The organism is Corynebacterium heidelbergense (assembly GCF_028609845.1).
GTDB classification, from domain to species: Bacteria; Actinomycetota; Actinomycetes; order Mycobacteriales; family Mycobacteriaceae; genus Corynebacterium; species Corynebacterium heidelbergense.
Window position 1 is genome coordinate 279,216 of the sequence record NZ_CP063191.1, and the last position, 21,174, is coordinate 300,389.

The 21,174-nt window shown below is 63.1% G+C and carries 19 protein-coding genes; 9 read left to right on the forward strand and 10 right to left on the reverse strand.

The features are described 5' to 3' along the window. Window positions 1-35: 35 nt before the first annotated feature. The 4 genes from fbaA to CHEID_RS01145 all read left to right on the forward strand — a co-directional run bounded on the left by fbaA (window position 36) and on the right by CHEID_RS01145 (window position 3,943). On the forward strand, window positions 36-1,070 hold the full coding sequence (gene fbaA / locus CHEID_RS01130; protein ID WP_112769782.1) for a class II fructose-bisphosphate aldolase: 1,035 nt from the start codon (window positions 36-38) through the stop codon (window positions 1,068-1,070). A gap of 8 nt (window positions 1,071-1,078) precedes the next feature. After that, on the forward strand, window positions 1,079-1,579 hold the full coding sequence (locus CHEID_RS01135; protein ID WP_112769783.1) for a DUF3151 domain-containing protein: 501 nt from the start codon (window positions 1,079-1,081) through the stop codon (window positions 1,577-1,579). Next, window positions 1,579-2,655 carry an endonuclease/exonuclease/phosphatase family protein gene (locus tag CHEID_RS01140; RefSeq protein ID WP_112769784.1) on the forward strand — a complete coding sequence of 359 codons (1,077 nt, stop codon included), beginning with the start codon at window positions 1,579-1,581 and terminating at the stop codon, window positions 2,653-2,655. Before CHEID_RS01135 ends, CHEID_RS01140 begins: the two co-directional genes overlap by 1 nt. A gap of 121 nt (window positions 2,656-2,776) precedes the next feature. After that, window positions 2,777-3,943: an FUSC family protein gene (locus CHEID_RS01145; RefSeq protein ID WP_238599354.1), complete on the forward strand. Its 1,167-nt coding sequence runs from the start codon at window positions 2,777-2,779 to the stop codon at window positions 3,941-3,943. 10 nt (window positions 3,944-3,953) lie between these two features. Here the strand turns inward: CHEID_RS01145 and CHEID_RS01150 are convergent, their stop codons facing one another. Further along, window positions 3,954-5,810 (reverse strand): acyltransferase family protein, encoded by a 1,857-nt coding sequence (locus CHEID_RS01150; RefSeq protein ID WP_238599355.1) that lies wholly within the window; start codon window positions 5,808-5,810, stop codon window positions 3,954-3,956. Between the two features lie 297 nt (window positions 5,811-6,107). Between CHEID_RS01150 and CHEID_RS01155 the strand changes: the two genes are divergently transcribed. Beyond that, complete coding sequence (locus tag CHEID_RS01155; RefSeq protein WP_273661190.1) at window positions 6,108-6,872, forward strand: hypothetical protein; 765 nt, start codon at window positions 6,108-6,110, stop codon at window positions 6,870-6,872. 238 nt (window positions 6,873-7,110) lie between these two features. Further along, a complete protein-coding gene (locus CHEID_RS01160) occupies window positions 7,111-7,389 on the forward strand; it encodes a hypothetical protein (RefSeq protein ID WP_273661191.1) in 279 nt (92 codons plus the stop codon). 98 nt (window positions 7,390-7,487) lie between these two features. Here the strand turns inward: CHEID_RS01160 and CHEID_RS01165 are convergent, their stop codons facing one another. Continuing rightward, the gene (locus CHEID_RS01165; protein WP_112769320.1) at window positions 7,488-8,384 is read right to left on the reverse strand and encodes a hypothetical protein; all 897 of its coding nucleotides are present in this window, start codon (window positions 8,382-8,384) and stop codon (window positions 7,488-7,490) included. A 29-nt stretch (window positions 8,385-8,413) separates the two neighbouring features. On the opposite strand from CHEID_RS01165, the gene CHEID_RS01170 reads away from it, so the two are divergent. Further along, a complete protein-coding gene (locus tag CHEID_RS01170; protein ID WP_112769319.1) occupies window positions 8,414-9,703 on the forward strand; it encodes an adenylosuccinate synthase in 1,290 nt (429 codons plus the stop codon). Window positions 9,704-10,558: 855 nt separating this feature from the next. On the opposite strand, the gene CHEID_RS01175 is transcribed toward CHEID_RS01170, so the two are convergent. The 5 genes from CHEID_RS01175 to CHEID_RS01195 all read right to left on the reverse strand — a co-directional run bounded on the left by CHEID_RS01175 (window position 10,559) and on the right by CHEID_RS01195 (window position 15,297). Then, complete coding sequence (locus CHEID_RS01175) at window positions 10,559-11,179, reverse strand: hypothetical protein (RefSeq protein ID WP_146743848.1); 621 nt, start codon at window positions 11,177-11,179, stop codon at window positions 10,559-10,561. 869 nt (window positions 11,180-12,048) lie between these two features. After that, window positions 12,049-12,756, reverse strand: a complete 708-nt coding sequence (locus CHEID_RS01180; RefSeq protein WP_112769317.1) for an ATP-binding cassette domain-containing protein — start codon at window positions 12,754-12,756, stop codon at window positions 12,049-12,051. A gap of 65 nt (window positions 12,757-12,821) precedes the next feature. Further along, window positions 12,822-13,496, reverse strand: a complete 675-nt coding sequence (locus CHEID_RS01185) for a response regulator transcription factor (RefSeq protein WP_112769316.1) — start codon at window positions 13,494-13,496, stop codon at window positions 12,822-12,824. After that, entirely contained in the window at window positions 13,496-14,263 is a 768-nt protein-coding gene (locus tag CHEID_RS01190; RefSeq protein ID WP_181645902.1) for a sensor histidine kinase, read from the reverse strand. The genes CHEID_RS01185 and CHEID_RS01190 overlap by 1 nt, the downstream gene beginning before the upstream one ends. 515 nt (window positions 14,264-14,778) lie before the next feature. Beyond that, entirely contained in the window at window positions 14,779-15,297 is a 519-nt protein-coding gene (locus tag CHEID_RS01195; protein ID WP_112769314.1) for a phosphoribosyltransferase, read from the reverse strand. A 36-nt stretch (window positions 15,298-15,333) separates the two neighbouring features. Here CHEID_RS01195 and CHEID_RS01200 point away from each other — a divergent pair, with 36 nt between their 5' ends. Continuing rightward, window positions 15,334-15,891 (forward strand): GNAT family N-acetyltransferase, encoded by a 558-nt coding sequence (locus tag CHEID_RS01200; RefSeq protein WP_112769313.1) that lies wholly within the window; start codon window positions 15,334-15,336, stop codon window positions 15,889-15,891. After that, complete coding sequence (locus CHEID_RS01205) at window positions 15,891-16,886, forward strand: nucleoside hydrolase (protein WP_112769312.1); 996 nt, start codon at window positions 15,891-15,893, stop codon at window positions 16,884-16,886. Before CHEID_RS01200 ends, CHEID_RS01205 begins: the two co-directional genes overlap by 1 nt. Here CHEID_RS01205 and CHEID_RS01210 read toward each other — a convergent pair. The 3 genes from CHEID_RS01210 to metE form a co-directional block, all read right to left on the reverse strand. Further along, window positions 16,807-18,069: a YibE/F family protein gene (locus CHEID_RS01210; RefSeq protein WP_112769311.1), complete on the reverse strand. Its 1,263-nt coding sequence runs from the start codon at window positions 18,067-18,069 to the stop codon at window positions 16,807-16,809. The two genes, CHEID_RS01205 and CHEID_RS01210, sit on opposite strands and share 80 nt — an antisense overlap. Window positions 18,070-18,200: 131 nt before the next feature. Beyond that, a complete protein-coding gene (locus tag CHEID_RS01215; RefSeq protein ID WP_146743847.1) occupies window positions 18,201-18,602 on the reverse strand; it encodes an ATP-binding protein in 402 nt (133 codons plus the stop codon). A 133-nt stretch (window positions 18,603-18,735) separates the two neighbouring features. Continuing rightward, window positions 18,736-21,021, reverse strand: a complete 2,286-nt coding sequence (metE, locus tag CHEID_RS01220; protein WP_112769309.1) for a 5-methyltetrahydropteroyltriglutamate--homocysteine S-methyltransferase — start codon at window positions 21,019-21,021, stop codon at window positions 18,736-18,738. Between the last annotated feature and the right edge of the window lie 153 nt (window positions 21,022-21,174).

The window sequence follows — 21,174 nt, forward strand, 5'->3', positions numbered from 1 at the left end:
TACTGACTATCACCGTTTTCAACTGGAGGCTCCCTGTGCCTATCGCAACCCCCGACATCTACCGCGACATGCTGGACAAGGCGAAGGAGGGCGGATACGCATATCCCGCGATCAACTGCACCTCCTCCGAGACGATCAACGCAGCGCTGAAGGGCTTCGCAGACGCCGAGTCCGACGGCATCATCCAGTTCTCCACCGGCGGCGCTGAATTCGGCTCCGGCCTCAACGTCAAGAACATGGTCGCCGGAGCCACCGCCCTGGCCGCCTTCGCCCACGAGGCCGCCAAGCACTACGGCGTCAACGTTGCCCTGCACACGGACCACTGCCAGAAGGAAAAGCTGGACGGCTACGTCCGCCCGCTGATGGAGATCTCCCGCAAGCGGGTGGAGGCAGGCGAAAACCCGCTGTTCCAGTCCCACATGTGGGACGGCTCCGCCATCCCCATCGACGAAAACCTGGAGATCGCCCAGGGCCTGCTCGCCGACGCCGCAGCCGCCAAGATTGTGCTGGAAGTGGAAATCGGCGTGGTCGGCGGTGAAGAGGACGGTGTGGAAGCCAAGGCCGGGGACAACCTGTACACCACCGAAGAGGACTTCGAGAAGACCGTGGACGCCCTCGGCGTAGGCGAGAAGGGCCGCTACCTGCTGGCCGCAACCTTCGGGAACGTCCACGGCGTGTACAAGCCGGGCAACGTGAAGCTGCGCCCGGAGGTGCTGGAGATGGGCCAGCGCGTCGCCGAGCGGAAGCTGGGCCAGTCCGAGGGCTCCAACCCCTTCGACTTCGTGTTCCACGGGGGATCCGGATCCGAAAAGGAAAAGATCGAGCAGGCGCTAGGTTATGGCGTTATCAAGATGAATGTGGACACGGATACCCAGTACGCATTCACCAACCCCATCGCGCGCCACATGTTCTCCAACTACGACGGCGTGTTCAAGATCGACGGGGAAGTGGGCAACAAGAAGGTCTACGACCCGCGCTCCTACCTGAAGAAGGCCGAGGAGGGCATGTCCGTTCGTGTCGTGGAGGCCTGCCAGGACCTGCACTCCGCCGGCACCTCCGTGTCCAAGTAGGGCGAGGAATGGCAGACGGACAAAACGAGCCGCAGGAGCAGCCTCGGCGCAGCCGCGACCTCTTCGGCGCCGAGCGCCCGGAAGTGCGGTTGCCCCACGCTTTCGCCAGCGCCGTGAATGTCGGTGATGGCGCGGCGGAGCCCGGGACGCATAAGACGCACGAGACCGCCGAGCGGCTGGAGCAGCTCGCCGCGGAGAACCTCAAGGACTCCGGGGTGTGGGCAGCTCTCGCGTTGCGCCTGTTGGACGAAGGCCAGCCCGTGCAGGCCTATGCCTGTGCCCGCACCGGATACCACCGTGGCCTGGACGCGCTGCGCGCCAACGGTTGGCGCGGAACCGGCCCGGTGCCCTGGGAACACGAGGCGAACCGGGGCGTACTCAGTGCGATCGGCGCGCTGGTGCGTACGGCCCACGCGCTACGGGAAGAAGACGAGGTCATCCGCTGCCTCAACCTGCTGCATGATTGCGATCCGCGTGCGGCCGAGGCGCTGGGCGTGGCACAACTGTAGTGCCGAAGCAGACGCGAGGCGGCGTGGCCGCCCGGATCGTGCTGGGCTCGTGCGCCTGCCTGGCTGGGGCCGTGTGGCTCTCCACCACGCTGTGGCCCCTTCGGCCCACGGGCGCATGGCCGCTGGTAGCCGAGCTGCAAGCGAGTGCCTTCCTAGGTGGGGTAGTACTGGCTGTGGGGGTGACGCTCCTGCTGAGCTTGCACCGCCGGTTTTGGCCTGCGGTGGTGCTGGCGGCCATAGTCGGTTTGGTAGGTGTGGTTCTTTGTGTGGCCGTACCGCGTGTCCCTGTGCCGTCGAAGAGCGTGGAGGAACGCGAGACTTCGGCTACGGCGCAGGAGGCGCGACAGGACGCGAGGACTGTGCGCGTCATGGCCGCCAACACCTTCTTCCAGGGGGCGGACGATCAGCAGCTCGCGGCGGTGATCAAGCGCGTGCGCCCAGACGTGGTCTTCCTTAGTGAGACGGACCAGGAGGAGGCCTCCACTGTCGCCGCGGCTACGGGGATGACCTCTCTGACACCAGTAGACCCAGGTGGTTCTGGGCCGCCGGGACGCAAGGGCCCTGCCGGGGTGGCCACGCTCGCGAGCCCCGCGTACCTTGCCCGGACCGGTGGGCTGGCTCAGCTCGTACCAGGTGTGACACAGTTCCAACTCCCGCAGCTCACGGTATTCCCGGGGACGGTGAATCAGGTGCGGTTAGTGGGTGTGCACAGCGTCGCGCCGACGGGCCCGGCAAGGGAGCAATGGCTAAGCGATATCGCGCGCCTCCGGCAGTGGGTGACCGGGCACCACGTGGATGGACAAGGGGTCGGCGGGCAGGAACCGCCGGGAAAGCAGCCATTGGTGATGGCGGGTGATTTCAATTCCACGCGCTGGCATCCAGGGTTCCGGGCGCTGCTGTCGGAGGCCGGTCTACACTCCTGCACCGGATACCTGGCGCATCGGCCGACATGGCCCGCGACCAGCCCCGCGTTTCGCTTGGACCACGTTTTGACGACCGGTCGATGCCTGGGTGGGGGAGCGGAACAGATCAAAGGGAGCGATCACCTGGCTGTCTGGGCGGACGTCACAACCTAGGACGCGGTGCGACTTCTCGCGGTGGCGGCACCCGGCAGAAGCACCCCGGCACGGCGGCACCGCACCGGGGCGGCACCCCCTCCCGCGCCAGGGTCGGGCGTCGTAGGCCACAATGGTCACTATGCAACGCCCCGGAGTCCGCGCCGCCGCAGCCAGCCTGCGGCGCATCGCGCCTATCCGGGGTCTCGTCCGGGTCCGGGAAACCCTTGTCTTCGCGCTGCAGTGCGCTATCGCCGCGGGCCTGGCCTTCTGGGTCGCGGTGAACATCTTCGGCCACACCCAGGCCTTCTTCGCCCCGATTGCGGCCGTCCTCTCGCTTGGTGTCAACGGTGGGAAGCGTGCCCGTCGTAGCTTCGAGCTAGTGTTGGGGGCCACCGTGGGGGTGGCAATCGGGGACTCCCTCATCTCAGTGATCGGCGGCGGTTATTGGCAGGTGTCCCTCGTGGTCTTTGCCGCTATCCTCGCCGGGACCTTTGTGGACCGGGCGGGCATGGTGGCCATCCAGGCGGCCAGCACAAGTGTGCTGATCGCCACCATCCTGCCGCCGGGTTCCTCCGGGGCTTTCAACCGTGCCATCGACGCCCTCATCGGAGGGGTGATCGGCCTCATCGTTTTGGCGGTGGTGCCAAATTCCCCGCTGCGGGCCGCCCGACGGGAAATTAGCGCGCTGATCTCCAAGGCCTCGTTGGTGTTGGACGATGTGGCTACCGGAATGGAGCAGGGGGATGGGCGCGCCATCGCCATTGCCCTGCAAGAAGCGCGCGGGACCCAGACGTCCGTAAACGCCATGCTGGACCAGGCGCAAGGGGGATCCGAGATGGTCTCCATCTCCCCGATGTATTGGACCGCCCGCCGCCATTCAAAGTCCATGACGCGCATCCTGGTACCGGTAGACAACGTCATGCGCAACGCCCGGGTGCTGGCGCGGCGGGCGGAGATTCTGGTCGAGGACGAAGTAGCAGTCCGCCCCGAACTCATCTTGCTGATCCGGGACATTTCCAACGAACTGGGGCACCTGGGAGCGCTGTACGCGATCGGCGGCACCCGGGGGACGCGCGCGGAGGCGGTGGAGATCCCGGAGATCGTACGAAACTTTCAGCGCATCGGGGCGAATGCGTCCTTAGCCTCAGCCGATGGCACGGGGCTTTCCGGCACGGTGGTGCTGGCGCAGTGCCGTTCGATCATCGTCGATGCGCTGCAGGTATGCGGTTACTCGCGGGCGTCGGCCATGGCGTGCCTGGTGCCTACGGTGGATCGCCCGTGGATCCCGCCGGAGGTCATGGGGTAGGGGTTCTCCGCTATACCCCGCAGGCGCCAACTGTGTTGTGCTTGCCCGCCTTCCAGTCCTCCAGCGCATTCTTCACTGCCGTGGCGTACATCGTGGCCCCCTCCGGGGTGGGGTGAATCGCGTCTTCGCGGAGGTTCTCCGGGTGGCTCTTGGCGGCGTGGCACCAATCTGCGACGTACACGTTGTCGCGGGCTTTTGCGGCGGCCAGGACCTCCGCCTCCGCTTCGGGCATCCAGTAACGGTCGCCATAGGGCAGAACAAGCACGATGACGCGGTCGGGGCCGACGTCGTCAAGAACCTCATCGAGGAGACCCGGATGCGCACCCGAAGAGGCGCCATTGGTGCCGAAACCAAGGACAACAAAGGGGTCTAGGGTGCCATTCGCCTTCATCTCATCGATGATGGCGGGGGCTGCCTGATAGTGCCGGGAAACCGCACCGTCAACGTAAATCCCGGGGAATTGCTGCTGCAGGGCACCCGTGGAGGCCAGCATGACGGAATCGCCGATGGCAGAGATCTTGTCGCCGGTGGGCATCTCCCGCTTCCCCAGCTCAGCCTGTTGGGCCTCCTCCGCTTTCTGGGCAGCGGACTTCGCAGCGTTGATGGTTTCGAGGTCTTGTTCCAGTTTGGTCCTTTGGGGCGCGTGCGGAATGGAGACGATAAGAGCGGCGATGATGCCCACTGCCGCCACCACGGTTCCTAAGCGGCGCAGAATAGGTGCGCCACTGCCCAACGCGGAACGCAGGCAGGCCCGGTAACCGCGCCGATGGATCGGGGTTTCGATATATTTGAAGGACCAGTGCGCGAGCGGAAGGGAAATCGCAAGGGCCAGCAGACCCAACAGGGGGGTGTGGAACAGTTTGATCGAGTGCGTTAGCTCTCTGAGGAGCACCACAATGGGCCAGTGCCACAAGTACAGGGAATAGGAAATACGGCCCAACCAGCGCAGCGGCCGCATCTCGAAGAATTGCTTCATCGGGAGAACGCCGCGCACGAGGAAGTACAAAACGGAGGTGGCCAGCAGGGAGGCCAAGAGCAGTCCGCCCCGGTAGGTCCAGGCAGAGGTGTCCGGGAGGATGAACAACAGGGCGATCAGGCCGGGCAGTACCAGCATGGCGGCAAGGCTTAGGCCGATGCGGCGGAGAATGCGGCGCTTATGGAACTCGGGCCAGGTATCGGCGTCTACGTTCGGCGAATCGCTGGTCAACCACAGGGCCAGGGCAGCGCCTAGCAGCAGGCCGAAAGCGTGGGTGTCGGTCCCGTAATAGACCCGGGTTGGGTCCACCTTGGGGTCGTAGTTGATGACCATCCAGAGGAAGGAAGCCAGGGCACCACCGACAACGATCATCCGCAGTTGCTTGGGCTTGATCTTCAGTTTGCTAAGCAGGATAAGCAGGAGGGGCCAGATCAGGTAGAACTGCTCCTCGATAGCCAGTGACCAGTAGTGGGCAAAGACCCGGACCCCGGCATCGGTGAAGTAGGAATTGGCATCCGCGAGCTGTGTCCAGTTGCTGACGAACAGCAGGGCCCCGAGAAACTGGAAGTTGAGGTGTACGGCCGAATCCCCGCCGATAAAACCTGCAGCAATGGTTCCGATGAACAGGACGAATAAGGCAGCGGGGACTATGCGCCGTAAACGCCGGAGCCAGAATTCCCCCACGTTGATTTTTCCCGTGGTTGCCCGTTCCCGTACCAGCAGGGAAGTGATGAGGAAGCCGGAGATAACGAAGAAGACGTCAACCCCCAGATAACCCCCTCGCATGAAGTTGCCGAAAAAGTGGTAGATCACCACGGCCAACACGGCGAGTCCGCGCAGGCCATCAATCCCCGGCACCCTCCTGAACTTGAACCCCTGCCTACGGATCACCAGTTCACGCCCTGCCTTCACTCGATCGACGATGCTTGGATAAAGCGAATTGCCTTTCGCAATGTTCGCCGCGCCGCGGAACGTCGGCGCAGATCTGCCAGAATTTCAATGTTCCACACCTTACGGGACGTCCCCCTCCCCGCACGTTTTGCCTGTGAGATTCAAAGAAAGTTCCCCACAGATGTGCTGCCGGAGGTGGCGTGCGGGTATCGGGGCCCCCGGGGCGCCCGTAAGAAACGAATGTATCTTCCGCACAGGTCATGTGGCAGCGCATCGGGGGCCTTAACCTCTGGAGATATGAGACACTACACCGCTCGCCGTAGCGCTCTCATCGCATCCACCATCACCTCCGCCACCTCCCTCACAGTCCTGTTCGCCTCTTCCCTCCCCGCCGCTGGTGCCGTTCCGGTGTCCTCCACGTTGCCGTTGTCATGTGCTGTGGACGCCGGATCCCTCGGCGGGAAATTCACAACCAACACACAGGCCTCAGTGACCGTGGATTCACCGGAATTCGCGACTGATGGTCAGACCATCACTTTCACCATCACCTTGGGTGACGTCCTCGTCACCTTCGATCAGGTCAGCCAGCTCAATAGTGCCTCCATGGGCAGCAGCGAGGTCCGAGTTGCCGTGAGCCCGAACCTTTCGCTGGTGAATCCGCCTGCGGGAGTAACCCTGGAAAACGGTGAACTCGTCATCCGCGATCAACTGGTTGCCACGCTCGACGAGCCCGCGAAGACGGTAAAGATCAGCTCGCCGGTCCAGAACCTCACGTTCCAGGCCACCCACGACGGGCCGGTGGCCTTCTCCACGGTGACCCAGACCGTGAAGGGCACGATCAACGCTCAGGCCACAGCGGTTTTCTTCCCCATCTCCCTGAGCATGGTGGCCGATTGCTTCACCACCCCCGGCGTATCGCTGAAGAAGCCGAGTGGGACGACACCGCCACCATCACCGTGGGCCTGCCCGGCGCTCGCTCCAACAACAAGGCCGCGGATACGGGCAACTACTCCGGCACCATCGAGGGTGCTGAACACAGCGTTAGCGACCCGCTTGTCGTGACTCCCGGTCAGACGGTGACCGTGGAAGGCACCATGACGACGAGTACGGGTCGTTACTACGAGCAAGGTTTGAACCCACCGGCCGGGGTGAACTATGTGGACGGCAGTGCCAACATCCTCGGCGATAGCCGGTATGCCGTCACCACCCGGGGCACGACCTTCACTCCGCCCGGGCGCGGATATAACGACCCGAAATGGGGGCAGTCCGGCAACCCCGATGTGACCCCGGGGTACGTGGGTTGCACAACACTTCTTCCTACTCCGCCGGTAACGGCTCTCGCACGGTGCACGCCCAGTTCGCCGTCCCGGCGGACCTGGCGCCCGGGACTTACGTCTTTGAGTTTGGGACTTACAAGTATGTTGCCAGCCTAGAGACGATGGTGCCCCTCGACGGAACGGCCTTCAAGGTGGTGGACTCCAACCCGCCGCAGCTTTCGGATCGCATCAAGCCTGCACCGGAACCCACCCCCACTCCCGCTCCCCCCCCCCGCCGGCAGCGCGGGAAGCTCGGGAAGTAGCGATTGGATCAACTCCGCCGGGCAGTCCTCCTCCACCATTCTGGGCTAGGTGTTGGATTGGCTGCGCCGATACAGGATGGCGTAGCGCGCTAGCTCCTTTAGTTCCGCACGAAATGCCCGTCCCGTAAGTGCCGATAGAAGGTCACGGCCTTCAACGGCCGGGGGTGCTCCACACCGTCGCGAACCAGCCGTATCTCCTGCCCACCTGCCTGGAGCGCCCGCCCCTGCAGCACGGTGGGGGCATAGCTGGGCGTCACCGGCGCGCGCCACCGCCCAAAAAGCCCCCTGAGCGGCCGCGGCGGAAGCTGCACTGCGGCCAGCCCCGGTCGGCCGGTCGTCGGAACCATGCGTACACCGGGGGCTGCGCCGCGCTCGGCCCCGCGTCTGCCACCGGCCCGACTGTTCTCGGCGTGCGAATACAGCACTTCGGAATCCACGATCACTTCTCCCACTAGCGGATGTTCGCCGAGCCCTGTCACCTCTGCGGCGCCAAGCGTGACCACGCCATGGTCGTCGCGAATCACGGCGGTCGGTTTGGCGGGGGCGGTCAGCGCAAAGTCGAGCCCGTCACGCCCCCCGCCTATCCGCGCACCGGTGACTCCCCCGGCTCCGCCGCCAGCGAAGCCCTGAAGCCCCCACACCGTCGCGATCGACGAGCCCGCCTCCACCGGCGCATACCCCAGCTCCACCCACATCGCGTCAATCCGCATCAGCTTCGTCGCCACCGCCGCCAGCGCCGCGTCCGTCCCCAGGACCACAGCCCTCACCGGCTCACTCGTACGGTGCGGCGCGGGGGCCGGTTCCCCTTGATGCGCCACCTCCGGGCTGCGTGCCAATTCCTCCAAGCTCTTGGGGACGCTAACAACAAAGCGCTCGGTAATGGCGTCCAAAAATTGCAGATCACGGCGCCCTGGAACAGCAGGCAGCGGGCGGATCTCGTCGGCCCTCACCCCAGATGGCGGCTGTATTCCGCAGCACAGCAGCAAGGTGAACATTTCCGGAAGTCTAGTACTATGACAGGCCTATGGCAGCAATTATTGTGGTCGGCGCCCAGTGGGGCGATGAAGGCAAAGGAAAGGCCACCGACATCCTGGGTGGTCACGTGGATTACGTGGTCAAACCCAACGGGGGGAACAACGCGGGGCACACCGTGGTCGTCGGCGGGGAGAAGTACGAACTAAAGCTCCTGCCCGCAGGTGTGCTCTCCGAAAACGCTACGCCGGTGATTGGCAACGGGTGCGTGGTGAACCTGGAAGCGCTGTTCGAGGAGATCGATGGGCTGGAAGCACGCGGCGCGAACGCCTCCCGGCTGCGGGTCTCCGCCAACGCGCAACTAGTGGCGCCCTATCACGTGGCTATCGACCGGGTTGCCGAGCGGTTCCTGGGCAAACGGGCCATCGGTACCACCGGGCGCGGTATCGGCCCGACCTACGCAGATAAGGTTAGCCGCGTTGGTATCCGCGCACAGGACCTGCTGGACGAATCCATCCTGCGGCAAAAGGTGGAATCTGCGCTGGACCAGAAGAACCAGATGCTGGTCAAGATGTACAACCGCCGCGCCGTGGACCCGGAAGAGGTGGTGCAGTACTTCCTCGGCCACGCGGAACGGCTGGCCCCCATGCTCATCGACTCCTCCCTTGAACTGAACAAGGCGCTGGACGAGGGCAAACACGTGCTCATGGAGGGCGGGCAGGCCACGATGCTGGACGTGGACCACGGCACCTACCCCTTCGTTACCTCCTCCAACCCCACCACTGGTGGGGCCTGCGTGGGCGCGGGGATCGGACCTACCCGCATTACTACCTCGTTGGGCATCATTAAGGCCTACACCACCCGCGTGGGTGCCGGGCCTTTCCCCACCGAGCTCTTCGATAAGTGGGGTGAGTTCTTACAAACTACAGGTGGAGAAGTGGGTGTGAATACCGGTCGCAAGCGCCGCACCGGGTGGTACGACAGTGTTATTGCCCGCTATGCATCGCGGGTCAATGGGTTCACGGATCTGTTCCTCACCAAATTGGATGTGCTCACCGGCATCGGGGAGATTCCCATTTGCGTGGCCTACGATGTGGACGGTCAGCGCCATGATGAAATGCCGATGACTCAAACCGGCTTCCACCACGCCACCCCCATCTACGAGACGATGCCCGCGTGGGAAGAGGACATCACCGGGTGCACCACCTTCGAGGAGCTGCCGGAAAAGGCGCAGGACTACGTGCACCGGCTCGAAGAGCTGTCCGGCTGCCGGATCTCCTACATCGGTGTGGGGCCGGGGCGGGACCAGACCGTTGTGGTGCACGACGTGCTAAAGGGGTAGGGGGGCTGGCTTTGCTGGGCTAACCTCACTAGGTTGGCTGGGCTGGTCAAGCCCTTGCGCCGTTGATGAAGGTCGGTCGATAGCGAATAGAACCGGGCGCAGTCATCGGGCGCAAACATTCCCACACTGACGCACGGCTTTCCGGTTGAATCGAATGCGCCAAACCGCTGCATGGTGCCTTCGCGCTCGGCTTGGCGGTGCCCTCGCTCCAATTGGCGAAAAAGGCCCGCCATGTCACAGGTAGTGGCACCGGGATCGCCGGTCAGCGGTCGGATGATACAGCCGCCGGGTAGAGCTTGACCGGAGACGGGTAGTTAATTGACCAGCTCCCCTTTTTCAGAATGAGAGAGTCCAAGCTCCCTGCATGCCGGGGTTGAAGCCGGCCGTGGCAAAGGAATGAAGACCCAATCGGCACCTGGAAGATGTATCGTGAGCGTGTCCCTTCACCGGAAAATCCCATAGCTGCAGCGATCCTCGACGTCAGCTCCGTGCCGTAGCAGGCTCTCGATATCGATACTGCTCTATGGCATGCGTTTGACTCCAAAGCGGTCTTTGGATTTGAAGGCGCCACCGGGGGTCAATGCAAAAGGACTTGGAGTCGAGTTTCCCTTCTGGTCTGTCCTGCCAGGCGCCATGTGTGGCTCCACATCGGGAATATATTCCTGTTGGAGAGGTCAGTCAGAAACAGCTACGGCGTTCATGAGATTCCTATCCCTTCCGGTTCCCGAATCGCTAAATAGTATAGGCGACCGGGACTCCGGTCCCGAGCCCCGAAGCGGAAAATCGCTTGGCATCTACTGAGTACTGTGGGATTGAGGACCGCTTAGCTCGGAAAAGGGTTCGTTTCTCGGTCGTTCATTCTCCCCGGTACCGCTTGCCCGATACCCGGTCGAGCAGACGATGTGTCAGGAGGGCGACGGCTCCTGCCGCTCCCAGCGCTATCGGGGTGGCAATGACGAAACGGCCCCAAGAGAGTGCAGTTTCTGGCCATGCCTGGAAAGCCCCAAGCCAGAGGACGGTTTCCGCTAATACATCACCACCGATTGTTATCGTGAACACGCAGTGTATGACCGTGATGATGATTGAGGTATTGCGCCCGAATAACAACTGAATCAGTAGCGCTGTGAGGGACCAGCAAATTCCCACAAAAACGAACAGGATGAATCGACGGACTTCCTCTGATACGGACATCCCGGAGTGAAAGCTGCCGACAAGCGCCACGCAACTCATTAAAGTAACTATCGCTATCATCCAGGCAATGTACGCGGCACTTGCCAGCTTGTGTTCGAAACGGACAACACTCCATGCTTCACTTAGAACCGGCCACGTTAGCGCTCCTAACAGGCCGCTGCCCAAAGGTAGGATCAAGAAGGTGAATGCACCGGTCAGATAGCTAGATGGATAAAGAATCGCTAGCAGTCCGATACCAAACACGGACCCGACAAGGCAGAGTATGAGGGTGGGGGTTAGAATCACCGGCACGAGGGCTAGCAGGGCTGACCGAAAAGAGGTCAACTGCCGACTACTCTCGGCCGGTGACCAGGTTTGTCCGCTCTCTCGATGTAGAGGAATCTCTGCCTCAGGAGAACGACGGAGCTTCCGTCGCCGCGGTCTTTGCTGATTCGGCTTTGTCAGCAGAGCCAGGAGTAGTCCAAAGAGAGCCAGGCCGACGGTGAGGCCAAATGCCAGCCACGGACTTTCAGAGAGTAGGGGGTCATCAGCTGTCATTGGAACCGCATTTTTGTGTACCCCCATGGTTGGCAAAACGAGGCGGATCGGCCAACCGAATGGCCACAGCCACCATGTGTCGCTCTCAGTCAACGTGTGGAGGGCACACACCTGCCAGACAAGCGCTAGAACCAGTGTGACAACCAGGTTGGTTCGCCGGGCGCAAGCCGTGGCTAGGCCGGACATCGCCGTCGATCCCAGAAGACAGAGAACGCCAAGGCGCAGAAGTGAAGAGGTTCCTGAACGTCCCGTCGCCATTGCAAGCAGGTACGTGCCACCAAAATTGCATAGATGGAAGGTAGCGAGAGAAAGGAATACGGTGATCCATCTGGCAACTGCTACCTTCCACCAGGGGACTGGGATCCAGGCAGTGGCCCCTGTTCGAGCCCGTCTTTCGCGGGATTCGGCGCTTGCCGCGAATATAGCCACTAAGGGGGCCCAGAACCCCGTTGTGTAAAGAGCTTGCCATGCTAGGGGCCCAGCTACGTCGCCTCCCGGCGTGACTACTAGCGACATACTGTAAGACATCAGGGCCAGGGGGACTCCCAGCAGGGGCAGCCACTGTAAGGCCGTTCCCCGAGTTCGGATAAACTCCGCTATGAGAACGTTGATAAAGGTCATGGGAGTCCCCCCTTGGTTGCACTGAAGAAGGCCTCTTCCAAATCACCTGCGGGAGCAAGACTGCTAAGTCCTCCTGTGTAGGCGACTTTGCCTTCCGAGAGGATAGTTATGTCGTCTGCGAGGTTCTGCACCTCGCCGAGTTGATGCGAGCTCACGAGAACGGTTCCGCCGTTCGTTGCCCAGCGTCGGAGGAGTTGCCGCAGTTGAACTATGCCGTCGGGATCTAACCCGTTTTGAGGCTCATCGAGGACCAGAATTTCAGGATCTCCAAGTATGGCTTGAGCAAGGGCTAGTCGTGCCTGCATCCCCGTGGAAAAAGTCTTTGCTTTCTTTCTTCCCGCATGGGAAAGGCCTGTGACCGCTAAGGCACGATCTGCTTCATTGGTCGGAAGCCCCAGCAGTCGGCAGTGGACAAGAAGATTCTGGCGGGCTGACAGGTGACCGTAGAACGCCGGACCGTCAATCGATGCTCCGATGGCCTGCGCCAGGTGTGGCTGCCCGTTTTCGCGGGAGACCGTTACCGATCCGGCGTCAGGAGGGGTTAGGCCCAGCAAGATGGAACAGAGGGTGGACTTGCCGGCACCGTTTCTCCCAAGCAGAGCATGGACGGTGCCTGCGCGCACACCACAACTAACGTCGTCGAGTACTCGCTGCCCGCCGTAGCTTTTGGAGATGTGTTGAAGGCTGATCGAAAACTGTCGCATGACCCCCAATGTTTGCCCAGCGGGAAATTCGATACATCCGTCGTCCGGGGGATTTTTGGGTCGCGTTACGTCCTACGGTGGGAGGAGGTGAACCCGGTGCGGTGGGGTATGAGGGCCAGTGCTACTCGGTCACGGGCCTTCAGTTTACGCAGCAACGAGGAGACGTGAGACTTAACAGTCGTTTCAGCGACGTGCAGGTTTTCCGCAATCTCCATATTGGTTAAGCCTTCAGAGACCAGGACAAGTACTTCCCTCTCCCGCGCGGTGATATCTCGGAGGTTGTGCTCCTGCTCGGCAGTGAGTGGCTTGTCATCGAGTGCAGCTCGGAAGGTTTCTAAGACGGGACCGGTAACTGAGCTATCAAGTACCGATTCTCCGGCGAAGACCTTTCGGACCGCTGCCGCGAGTTCTTCGGGCTCGGTGTCTTTCAATATGAAACCCTGTGCTCCAGTAACTAGTGCCGCCTGGACGAGATCTTCATCATCGAAGGTAGTCAGCATGATGCCGCGCAGTCCGGGCTGGCGTCGTAAGAGCTGGCGTAGAGCTTCGATCCCGTCCACCCTAGGCATACGGATATCGAGAACCGCAACGTCGAAGGAGGTATCCATGCCGATGTCTATGGCCTCGCGGCCATCGCGTGCGGTCGCGACCACCTCTATGCCCTCGGATGCGTTAAGTACAGTGGACAAAGCCGACAGTAGGAGTGGTTGGTCGTCTGCAAGCAGAACTCGTATCGGCATCAATGTTCCTTCAGGGGAAGTATTGCGGTCAGCTGGAAATGCTGTGGATCGCCTCCGGCGGTAACTGCGCCTCCGAGGGCATCGGCCCTCTCTCGCAAACCGATTAGGCCCGTACTTGAACCTGAGGAGTTGTGCTGTCTTCGTCCCCACGATTCCACCAGCAAGCGCACCTCAGACCCGTACTTAAGAGAAATACTCACTGTTGCGTCGTCCCCCTGATGCCGGACGACGTTGGTCAGAGCTTCCGCGGTAATTCGGGTGAGGGCGAGGTCCGTAAGCGGATCCAGCTCTGCTGGTTCAGCCGGGAGATTGGCGTTGATCCTGAGACCAGCATGGCGAAATGAATCTAAAACCGTGCCTATCGAAGCCTCCGGTGCAGTTGGCGTAGGGGTGCCGGAATCCTGAGACCGCAACGCTCTGACAACCTTCCTCACTTCGAGTAGAGCGCGGTCCGCTTCTTGCTTGATGGAGGACAAAGTGTCTACGGCGCTGGAGGGGTTGGTGTTTGCGGTGATGAGGCCAGCACTGGATTGCACTTTGATCAATGTGAGTGAGTGTGCCAGAAGATCGTGTATCTCGCGCGAGATCAGAAGGCGTTCTTCCCGTTGCGCCTGGCGCATAGTTCTGAGACGTTCGACTTCCTTAGCATGAATCCTTCTGGCGATAAAGTAAGTGCAGACGAGCAGCAACCAATGGAGAGATAGTCGAATCAAAAATTCGCTACCGTGGCTATATTGCATTCGTAGCTCGTTGTTGAGCTTCCACATGACAGGCGACGCGAGTGAACCCACCATCGTCACGGCTAGGACTGCCCGGGGATAGCGGGACTGGTTGCAGAGAAGAGCTGGACTGAACACGGCCATAGGAGCCGCGATCAACCATGGGGAGAATCCTGGGTTCTCAGGTAGAGCGACGAACCAGGTCGCCGCCCACCCGGTTAGGCACACAACAAGGCCCACGGATGAACCTCGTGGACAACTTCGCCAGTACAGAAGACACGGGACGAAGCACCAGGAGATAACAGTCTGGGAAACGCCCACCGTGCTTGAGACAGGTGTGGGGGACGCAGTGTAGAGAAGAGCCATCAGAACGGCGGCAGACGCCAAGATGGCATCGCCGAAGCGGGGCATTCGGAAACTGATTTTGCTACGCGGGGACGTGCGTAGGTGCACAGAGTGGCCTCCAGTCCGCACGGAATCCGAGTCCACGTTGTCTGCCTCCGTCTGCGCTGTCGAGTGGTGTCTCCATATTGCCCCGTTGTGGGGCCAGGGATGCGTGGTGCCTACACCTCCACCGCGGGTCCATCTGCCTGCACCGGTGGCTCCGCTGACCAGGGGAAAACAATCCACTCATCCGTGTGCTTCCACACATAGTCGGGGGACACCACCGATCGGCTCTTGCCGTAGATCACCGCAGACTTCACTTCGGCCCCGTGCTTTTCCAGCAGCTGGAGCACAAGGTCCAGCGTGCGCCCAGAGTCGGCGACATCGTCGACCACCAGCAACTTCTTGTCACTGAGCGCGCTCGTATCCAGCAGGGGTTCCAGCAACACGGGGTCCGGCAAAGTCTCGTGGACGTCCGTGTAAAACTCCACGTTGATGGCGTCCGACAGTTTCACACCCATCGAGTAAGACAGCGCCCCGGCCGGCACCAGCCCTCCGCGAGCCACGGCAATAATGATGTCCGGTTCGAACCCGGAGTTTACGATCTTCTGCGCTAGTTCCCGATTGGCACGCCCGAAGCCCTCCCAGGTGAGGACCTCTTTCTGCTGGAGTCCGCTGGAATCTGCGTGATAAGCCATGCCAGTGACTATATCCCGGCGTTATATCCTTGGGCGATGAACTCTGAGGCATCATCGGGCGCGGGCGCGGCGGCGTGGCCGGTCTTACCGGATCGGTTCCCGGCGGGGGATTACGAGCTGCAGTTCATTGACGGCTCGGATCCCCAATTCGTGGCCGCGGTGGAGGCAACCGTTGCGCCGGAGGAGCGAGCGGAGACCTTCCATTACTTCACGCGACTACCGTTGCCCCTGGGCCCTTTCATCGCCGCCGATGCAACCCGGCGCGTGTATGCCCTGGTGGGGAAGAATAGCAGTCCTGTCGGCTGCACCAGCCTGTACGACTGCTCGGAGGCCCGTCGCCGGGTGACGCTAGGGTTCACCTGGATTTCCCCGAACCGGCGGGGGAGCGGTGCGAATGCGGCCCTGAAGCGGGGAATGTTCGATGAGCTGTCGGACGCCGGGGTGCGCGAGGTGTGGTTCCGCGCGGATGTGCTCAACGCCGCTTCCCGCCGCTCGCTGGAGAAGGCCGGGGCGCAGTTCAGCCACATTGAGGCAGCCCCGCGGGTGTACCCCGATCGAGTGTCGGCCTCTGTGTACTACTTCAAGAGATTGTGATGGGTTCCAACTTTGAGCGTGGGTCCGCGACGCGCCCGAACCCCCTGCGTGTCGCCGCGGATGTGGATACCGGCATCGACGATGCTCTGGCCCTCGTCTACCTCGCCGCCGTGTGCCCGGACCTGCGCGTCACCACCTCCGCAGGCAACTGTTCGGCGGTGGCTGCGGCCCGCAATTCCCGCGCGGTGTTGGATCTGTGCCATTCATTCCGGACGCCCATAACCCCCGGCGCTCCGCGCCCCCTCCTTCATCACCTCACGACCACCCCGGAAACCCACGGGCCCGACGGCCTGGGTTACTACCGCACCACCGTGGCCACACCGTCTGTGGGTTGCGCGGCAGAAGCCGTCGCGGCCTGGGAGAGCCCCGAAGGGCTGTTAGTTTCCGGCCCCGCCACGAACCTGGCCTGGGCTGTCCAGCAAGCTGGGGGAGTGCCCGCGCCGCCGGGCTTCCCCGCCCGTACCGTCATCATGGGTGGGGCCTTCGACTACCCCGGAAATACCACCGCCACGGCCGAATGGAACGTGTGGGTGGATCCGCACAGCCTCGACGTGACACTGCGGCAGTGGCCAGCCGGTGCGGCCCTGCCGCTGATCTGCCCCCTGAACGTCACGGAGCAGGTCATCCTGGACCCACGCAGGTTGGCCGAGTGGATAGAGGTGTTGCAGGCTCGGGGGCTCGCAGAGCTGGGAACGCTGTTAGAAGAGGCTCTTCGGTTCTACTTCGAGTTCCACGAGCACGTGGGGGTGGGTTATTGCGCCCAGATCCATGATCTTGCTGCAGCGATGGTGCTGCTGGATGCTGTGGAGTACGAGGCTAAGCCGGGCTACGTACAGGTCGCCGTGGACGGCGAGCGCCGCGGCACGACCGGCGTGGACTGGCACGCCACCCCCAACGCCCATATCGTCACGGCGCTTAACCCCGACGGTGTTTTTCAACAATTTCAGCAGGCACTGGATTGCCTTGGCGGGAACGCACCGTCACCGCCGCGATAGCCGTGGTCAGCGGAACAGCGGCCACGAGTCCCAGGGCCCCCGTGGCGGAGCGCAGAATCTCCGTGGCCATGACATCGGAGGTGAGGATCTGCTCGATGGGGCGGCCGGACAGGCTGAGCAGCAACAGGGTGGGCAGGGCCACGCCGGTGTAGCTGAGGACGAGGGTGTACATCATGGAGGCGATGTGGTCGCGTCCGACCCGCATCGCCCCGGCGAACAGGCGCCAGGGGCCGGCGGCGGGCTCCAACTCGTGCAGCTCGGAGACCGTGGAGGCCTGGGCGATCGTCACATCGTTGAGCACACCCAGGGACCCCACGATCATGCCTGCCAGTAGTAACCCTGTGATATTTAGCTGCGGCAGGTAGACGAGCACCTGCAGATTGGCCTCGTTACCCAATCCCCGCAGGTGGGTTGTGGTGATGGCGAAGTGGGATAGAACTGCCGCGAGCCCCAGCGCCAACAGCGTGCCGCCTAGGGCCGCGGCCGTTTTCCACCCCACCCCGTGCACGAGGAACAACACGAGGTACAGAACCGCCGCACCGCAGGTCACGGCCAGCATCACGGGCGAACCCCCGCGGGCGAGGGCTGGCAGCAGGAACAGCAGGATCACGGCCATCGTGACGGCCAAACCCACGATGGACCGAGCCCCACGCCAGGCCCCGACCACGATCAGCAGCACAACCGTGGCCCCCAGCCACAGCCATAAAGACATATTGCGCTGATAGTCCTGGAAGGCGTAGGTATGTCCGGTTACCGAGAGGCGGATCTTATCCCCAACCTGCAGATTCGGCTCGCCCGGAACATTGTGCATCTCCAGCAGCGTGCGCTTGCCGCTATCCGGCCCGGAGGTGAGGTCCACGATGATGTGCTGGCAGTCCTTCGGGGCGAAGGCGTTCTCCACCGGTGCGGTGGTGAAGATCTGACCGATGGAGGGGGAGTTGCACACGCCCTTGTTCTCCAGGGCAACAGTGCCGTCCGCTAGCTCGCCGGTGAGGCTAGAGGTGGAGCGGAAGGCGTCCGAAATAGCGGGTTGCTGGGATTTATCCGGCCATTGGGCAACAAGACCGACCGCCGTGGCGATGGCCCCGATCAGCAGACCGAGGGCGAGGAGCCTCTGGGCCAGGGACCAGCCACTGCGCGGCTCTTTCGGTTCCTTCGCGGGTACGGCGGCGTGACGGCCCATAGTGGCGATGGCCTTTCGTGACGGAGGGGTACTGCGGGAAAGCGTTTGCTCGACGGCAAACGTGCCGCAGGGGCAGGGGACCGCGCGCAGTAGCGCAGTAGGTGTAGGTGCCGTCGCAGACGCAGCTCAGTTCACTGTAGCGGGCCAGCGCCCCGGTCTTGGGAAGCTGCGATCCGGTGGAGGTCTGCCCTCGAAACCTCCTGCGCATAAGCATTCATCACAATCTGGGAGTCTGCGGGGTTGCGATGAATGTGAGCGGGAAAGCCGGACACGCAGAGCCGTTCCAGGATGGCGCCGTATTCCAGGCGCTCGGTGCTTGGCGTCACCGAAGAAGAATCGAACAGGGCCGAGAGGGAAACCGCACCTGAACTGAGTCCGCGCTCGAACCACGTCATCGTACGTTGCCGGACTCGGACGAAGCGGCCAGCGCCGGTGCGGCGGGCAATGTCGTCGGACGGGACGCTGGAGCCCGTGAAAATGAATTGGCCGTCGCGGCCGCGGCAATCCACCTCGCGGCGGACTGAATTCCACACGGAGGGTTGAATCTGCCACTCGTCGATGAGGCGGGGGTTATAGCTTCCGTGCTGGTCAGAGGGGAGATCCGCGACAGCATGCTATCACTAGGCCGGTAAATGTGGGCCCGCTAGGCCGAGAAATGTGGGCCCGCTAGGACAGGTTCGCGCGCGCGTTCTGCGCCGCGGAGACCAGCACCTCCAGGGACGCCGTCGTCTCCTCCCAGCCGCGCGTCTTCAGGCCGCAGTCTGGATTGACCCACAGCAGGGCCGGATCCACGGAGTCCAGCGCGCTGGCCAGCAGCTCATCCACCTCCGACTGCTTCGGAACGCGCGGGGAGTGGATGTCCCACACGCCCGGCCCCACGCCCAGCTCGAAACCGGAATCCCGCAGCGCTCCGAGCACCTGCATGCCGTTGCGGGCGGCCTCGATGCTCGTGACGTCCGCATTGAGGTCCCCAACGGTGCCGATGAGCTCGTTGAACTCGGAGTAGCACATGTGGGTATGGATTTGAGTGTGGGAGGCGGCGCCGGAGGTGGCCAGGCGGAAAGCCCCCACCGCCCACTGCAGGTAGGCGGGCTGGTCCGCCTTACGCAGCGGCAGCAGCTCGCGGATCGCGGGCTCATCGACCTGCACGATCTTGGCCCCGGCCTCCACCAGGTCCGCGATCTCGTCGCGCAGCGCCAGCGCGACCTGGTCTGCGGTCACGCCCAGCGGCTGGTCATCGCGGACGAAACTCCACGCCAGCATCGTCACCGGGCCGGTCAGCATGCCCTTCACCGGCTTGTCCGTGAGCCCCTGGGCAGTGCGGAACCACTCCACCGTCATGGGGTGCGGGCGGGACACATCGCCGTAGAGGATCGGTGGGCGGACGCACCGGGAACCGTAGGACTGCACCCACGCGTGCTCGGTGGAGTGGTAGCCCTCCAGTTGCTCGCTGAAGTACTGCACCATGTCGTTGCGCTCCGGCTCGCCGTGCACGAGCACGTCCAGCCCCAGCGCCTCCTGTCGGCGGATCACGTCCGCGACCTCGTCCTTCATGGCCTGGCGGTACTGCTCATCGCTGAGCTCGCCCTTGCGCCACTTCGCGCGAGCCTGCCGGATCTCGGTGGTCTGCGGGAAGCTGCCGATGGTGGTGGTTGGAAGCGGCGGCAGGCCCAGGGTCTCCTGTTGGGCCGCTCGGCGATCGCTGACAGAAGCGCGCTGGCGATCGGCGTCCTCAATCTTGCTCTGCCGATCCCGGACCGCGGCGTTGTGGGTCAGCGTGGACGTCTTTCTGGACGCCACCGACCGGCGCGCCGCATCCCACTGCTCGCTGTTGCGTTGGCTTTCGTCGGCCAGGGCCTTGGCCAGGAGGGCGACCTCCGCGATCTTCTCCGCGCCGAAGGCCAGCCAGCTACGCAGATCGTCGCCCAGGGTGGTCTCGGGATCCAGGGAGTAGGGCACGTGCAGCAGGGAGCAGCTGGTGGAGACGGCGATCGGACCGCGCTCGGCTAGCTGCTGGAGGGTGGCTAGGGCCTGGTCCAAGTCCGTGCGCCACACGTTGCGCCCATCCACCACACCGGCCACTAACTGGACGTCGCCGGACCAAGAGGGCAGCTCGGGGTTGCCGTAGACAAGATCAACGCCGATGGCATCCACGCCGGTGCTCTGCAGCGTCTCTACGGTCACATCGCCGTCGCCGAAGTAGCTCTGGACCAGCAGCTTCAGGCCGTGATCGTGGGCGGTGGAGGCCAGGGAGCGGTAGCCCTCCGCCACGCGGCCCAGCAGGTCCCGATCCACGTCCGTGACGAGCGTGGGCTCGTCGAACTGCAGCCACTGCACCCCGCGGTCGGCGATGCGGGGGAGTAGGCGGTTGTAGGCGGAGAAGACGGCCTCCAGGTGGTCGAGGGCATCGGAGCCGTCGGTGGTGCGGGCCAGGCTGAGGTAGGTCAGCGGGCCGATGAGGACGGGGCGGATCTGCTCCCCACCAACGCGGTTGACCTGGTCGCGCAGGTCCTCCAGCCACGCGCCGTCCTCTAGGCGGAACTGCGTGGCCGCGGAGAGCTCCGGGACGATGTAGTGGTAGTTCGTGTCGAACCACTTGGTCATCGCGCTCGCCGGGAGTTCTTTAGTGCCGCGGGCGGCGGCGAACAGGCGGTCGACGTAGGGCGGCAGGCCGTCGTTGCTGTGATCCGGGATGTCCGCAACGCGTTCCGGGAGGGCGCCGAGGAGGGCGGAGGTGTCCAGGACGGCGTCGTAGAAGGAGCGGCCGGAGAAGGCGACCTGATCCAGGCCGGTGGCGAGGGCTGCGTCCGTGTAGTCGTTGACCAGGCGGGTGGCGGTGGTGGCCAGCTGGCGGCCCGTGGCCGGGTCGCGCCAGTAGGTTTCTAGGGCTTTTTTGAGTTCGCGGTTGGGTCCGATGCGGGGGACACCGGCTATTGTTGCAGTGAAAGTCATGGTTGTTGACCCAACACTAGACCGCTCTGTCTGTCAAGCGGATGTGCGCTATTATGACTCCGCATTCCGCAGCCCCGAGGTGACATAGGGGTCCGGCGGATTCCGTTGCAGCGCCGACCGTCGTTCTTGTCGGCGGGAGGAACCCCAGCTCAC

What these genes read in the sequence shown, in the direction of transcription:
- CHEID_RS01185 (WP_112769316.1), bottom strand. Translation starts at nt 13,496, where the DNA reads ATGCCGATACGAGTTCTGCTTGCAGACGACCAACCACTCCTACTGTCG.
- CHEID_RS01135 (WP_112769783.1), top strand. Translation starts at nt 1,079, where the DNA reads ATGGCAGACGGACAAAACGAGCCGCAGGAGCAGCCTCGGCGCAGCCGC.
- CHEID_RS01170 (WP_112769319.1), top strand. Translation starts at nt 8,414, where the DNA reads ATGGCAGCAATTATTGTGGTCGGCGCCCAGTGGGGCGATGAAGGCAAA.
- CHEID_RS01195 (WP_112769314.1), bottom strand. Translation starts at nt 15,297, where the DNA reads ATGGCTTATCACGCAGATTCCAGCGGACTCCAGCAGAAAGAGGTCCTC.
- CHEID_RS01155 (WP_273661190.1), top strand. Translation starts at nt 6,108, where the DNA reads ATGAGACACTACACCGCTCGCCGTAGCGCTCTCATCGCATCCACCATC.
- CHEID_RS01210 (WP_112769311.1), bottom strand. Translation starts at nt 18,069, where the DNA reads ATGGGCCGTCACGCCGCCGTACCCGCGAAGGAACCGAAAGAGCCGCGC.
- CHEID_RS01145 (WP_238599354.1), top strand. Translation starts at nt 2,777, where the DNA reads ATGCAACGCCCCGGAGTCCGCGCCGCCGCAGCCAGCCTGCGGCGCATC.
- CHEID_RS01205 (WP_112769312.1), top strand. Translation starts at nt 15,891, where the DNA reads ATGGGTTCCAACTTTGAGCGTGGGTCCGCGACGCGCCCGAACCCCCTG.
- CHEID_RS01165 (WP_112769320.1), bottom strand. Translation starts at nt 8,384, where the DNA reads ATGTTCACCTTGCTGCTGTGCTGCGGAATACAGCCGCCATCTGGGGTG.
- CHEID_RS01190 (WP_181645902.1), bottom strand. Translation starts at nt 14,263, where the DNA reads ATGTGGAAGCTCAACAACGAGCTACGAATGCAATATAGCCACGGTAGC.
- CHEID_RS01200 (WP_112769313.1), top strand. Translation starts at nt 15,334, where the DNA reads ATGAACTCTGAGGCATCATCGGGCGCGGGCGCGGCGGCGTGGCCGGTC.
- metE (WP_112769309.1), bottom strand. Translation starts at nt 21,021, where the DNA reads ATGACTTTCACTGCAACAATAGCCGGTGTCCCCCGCATCGGACCCAAC.
- CHEID_RS01180 (WP_112769317.1), bottom strand. Translation starts at nt 12,756, where the DNA reads ATGCGACAGTTTTCGATCAGCCTTCAACACATCTCCAAAAGCTACGGC.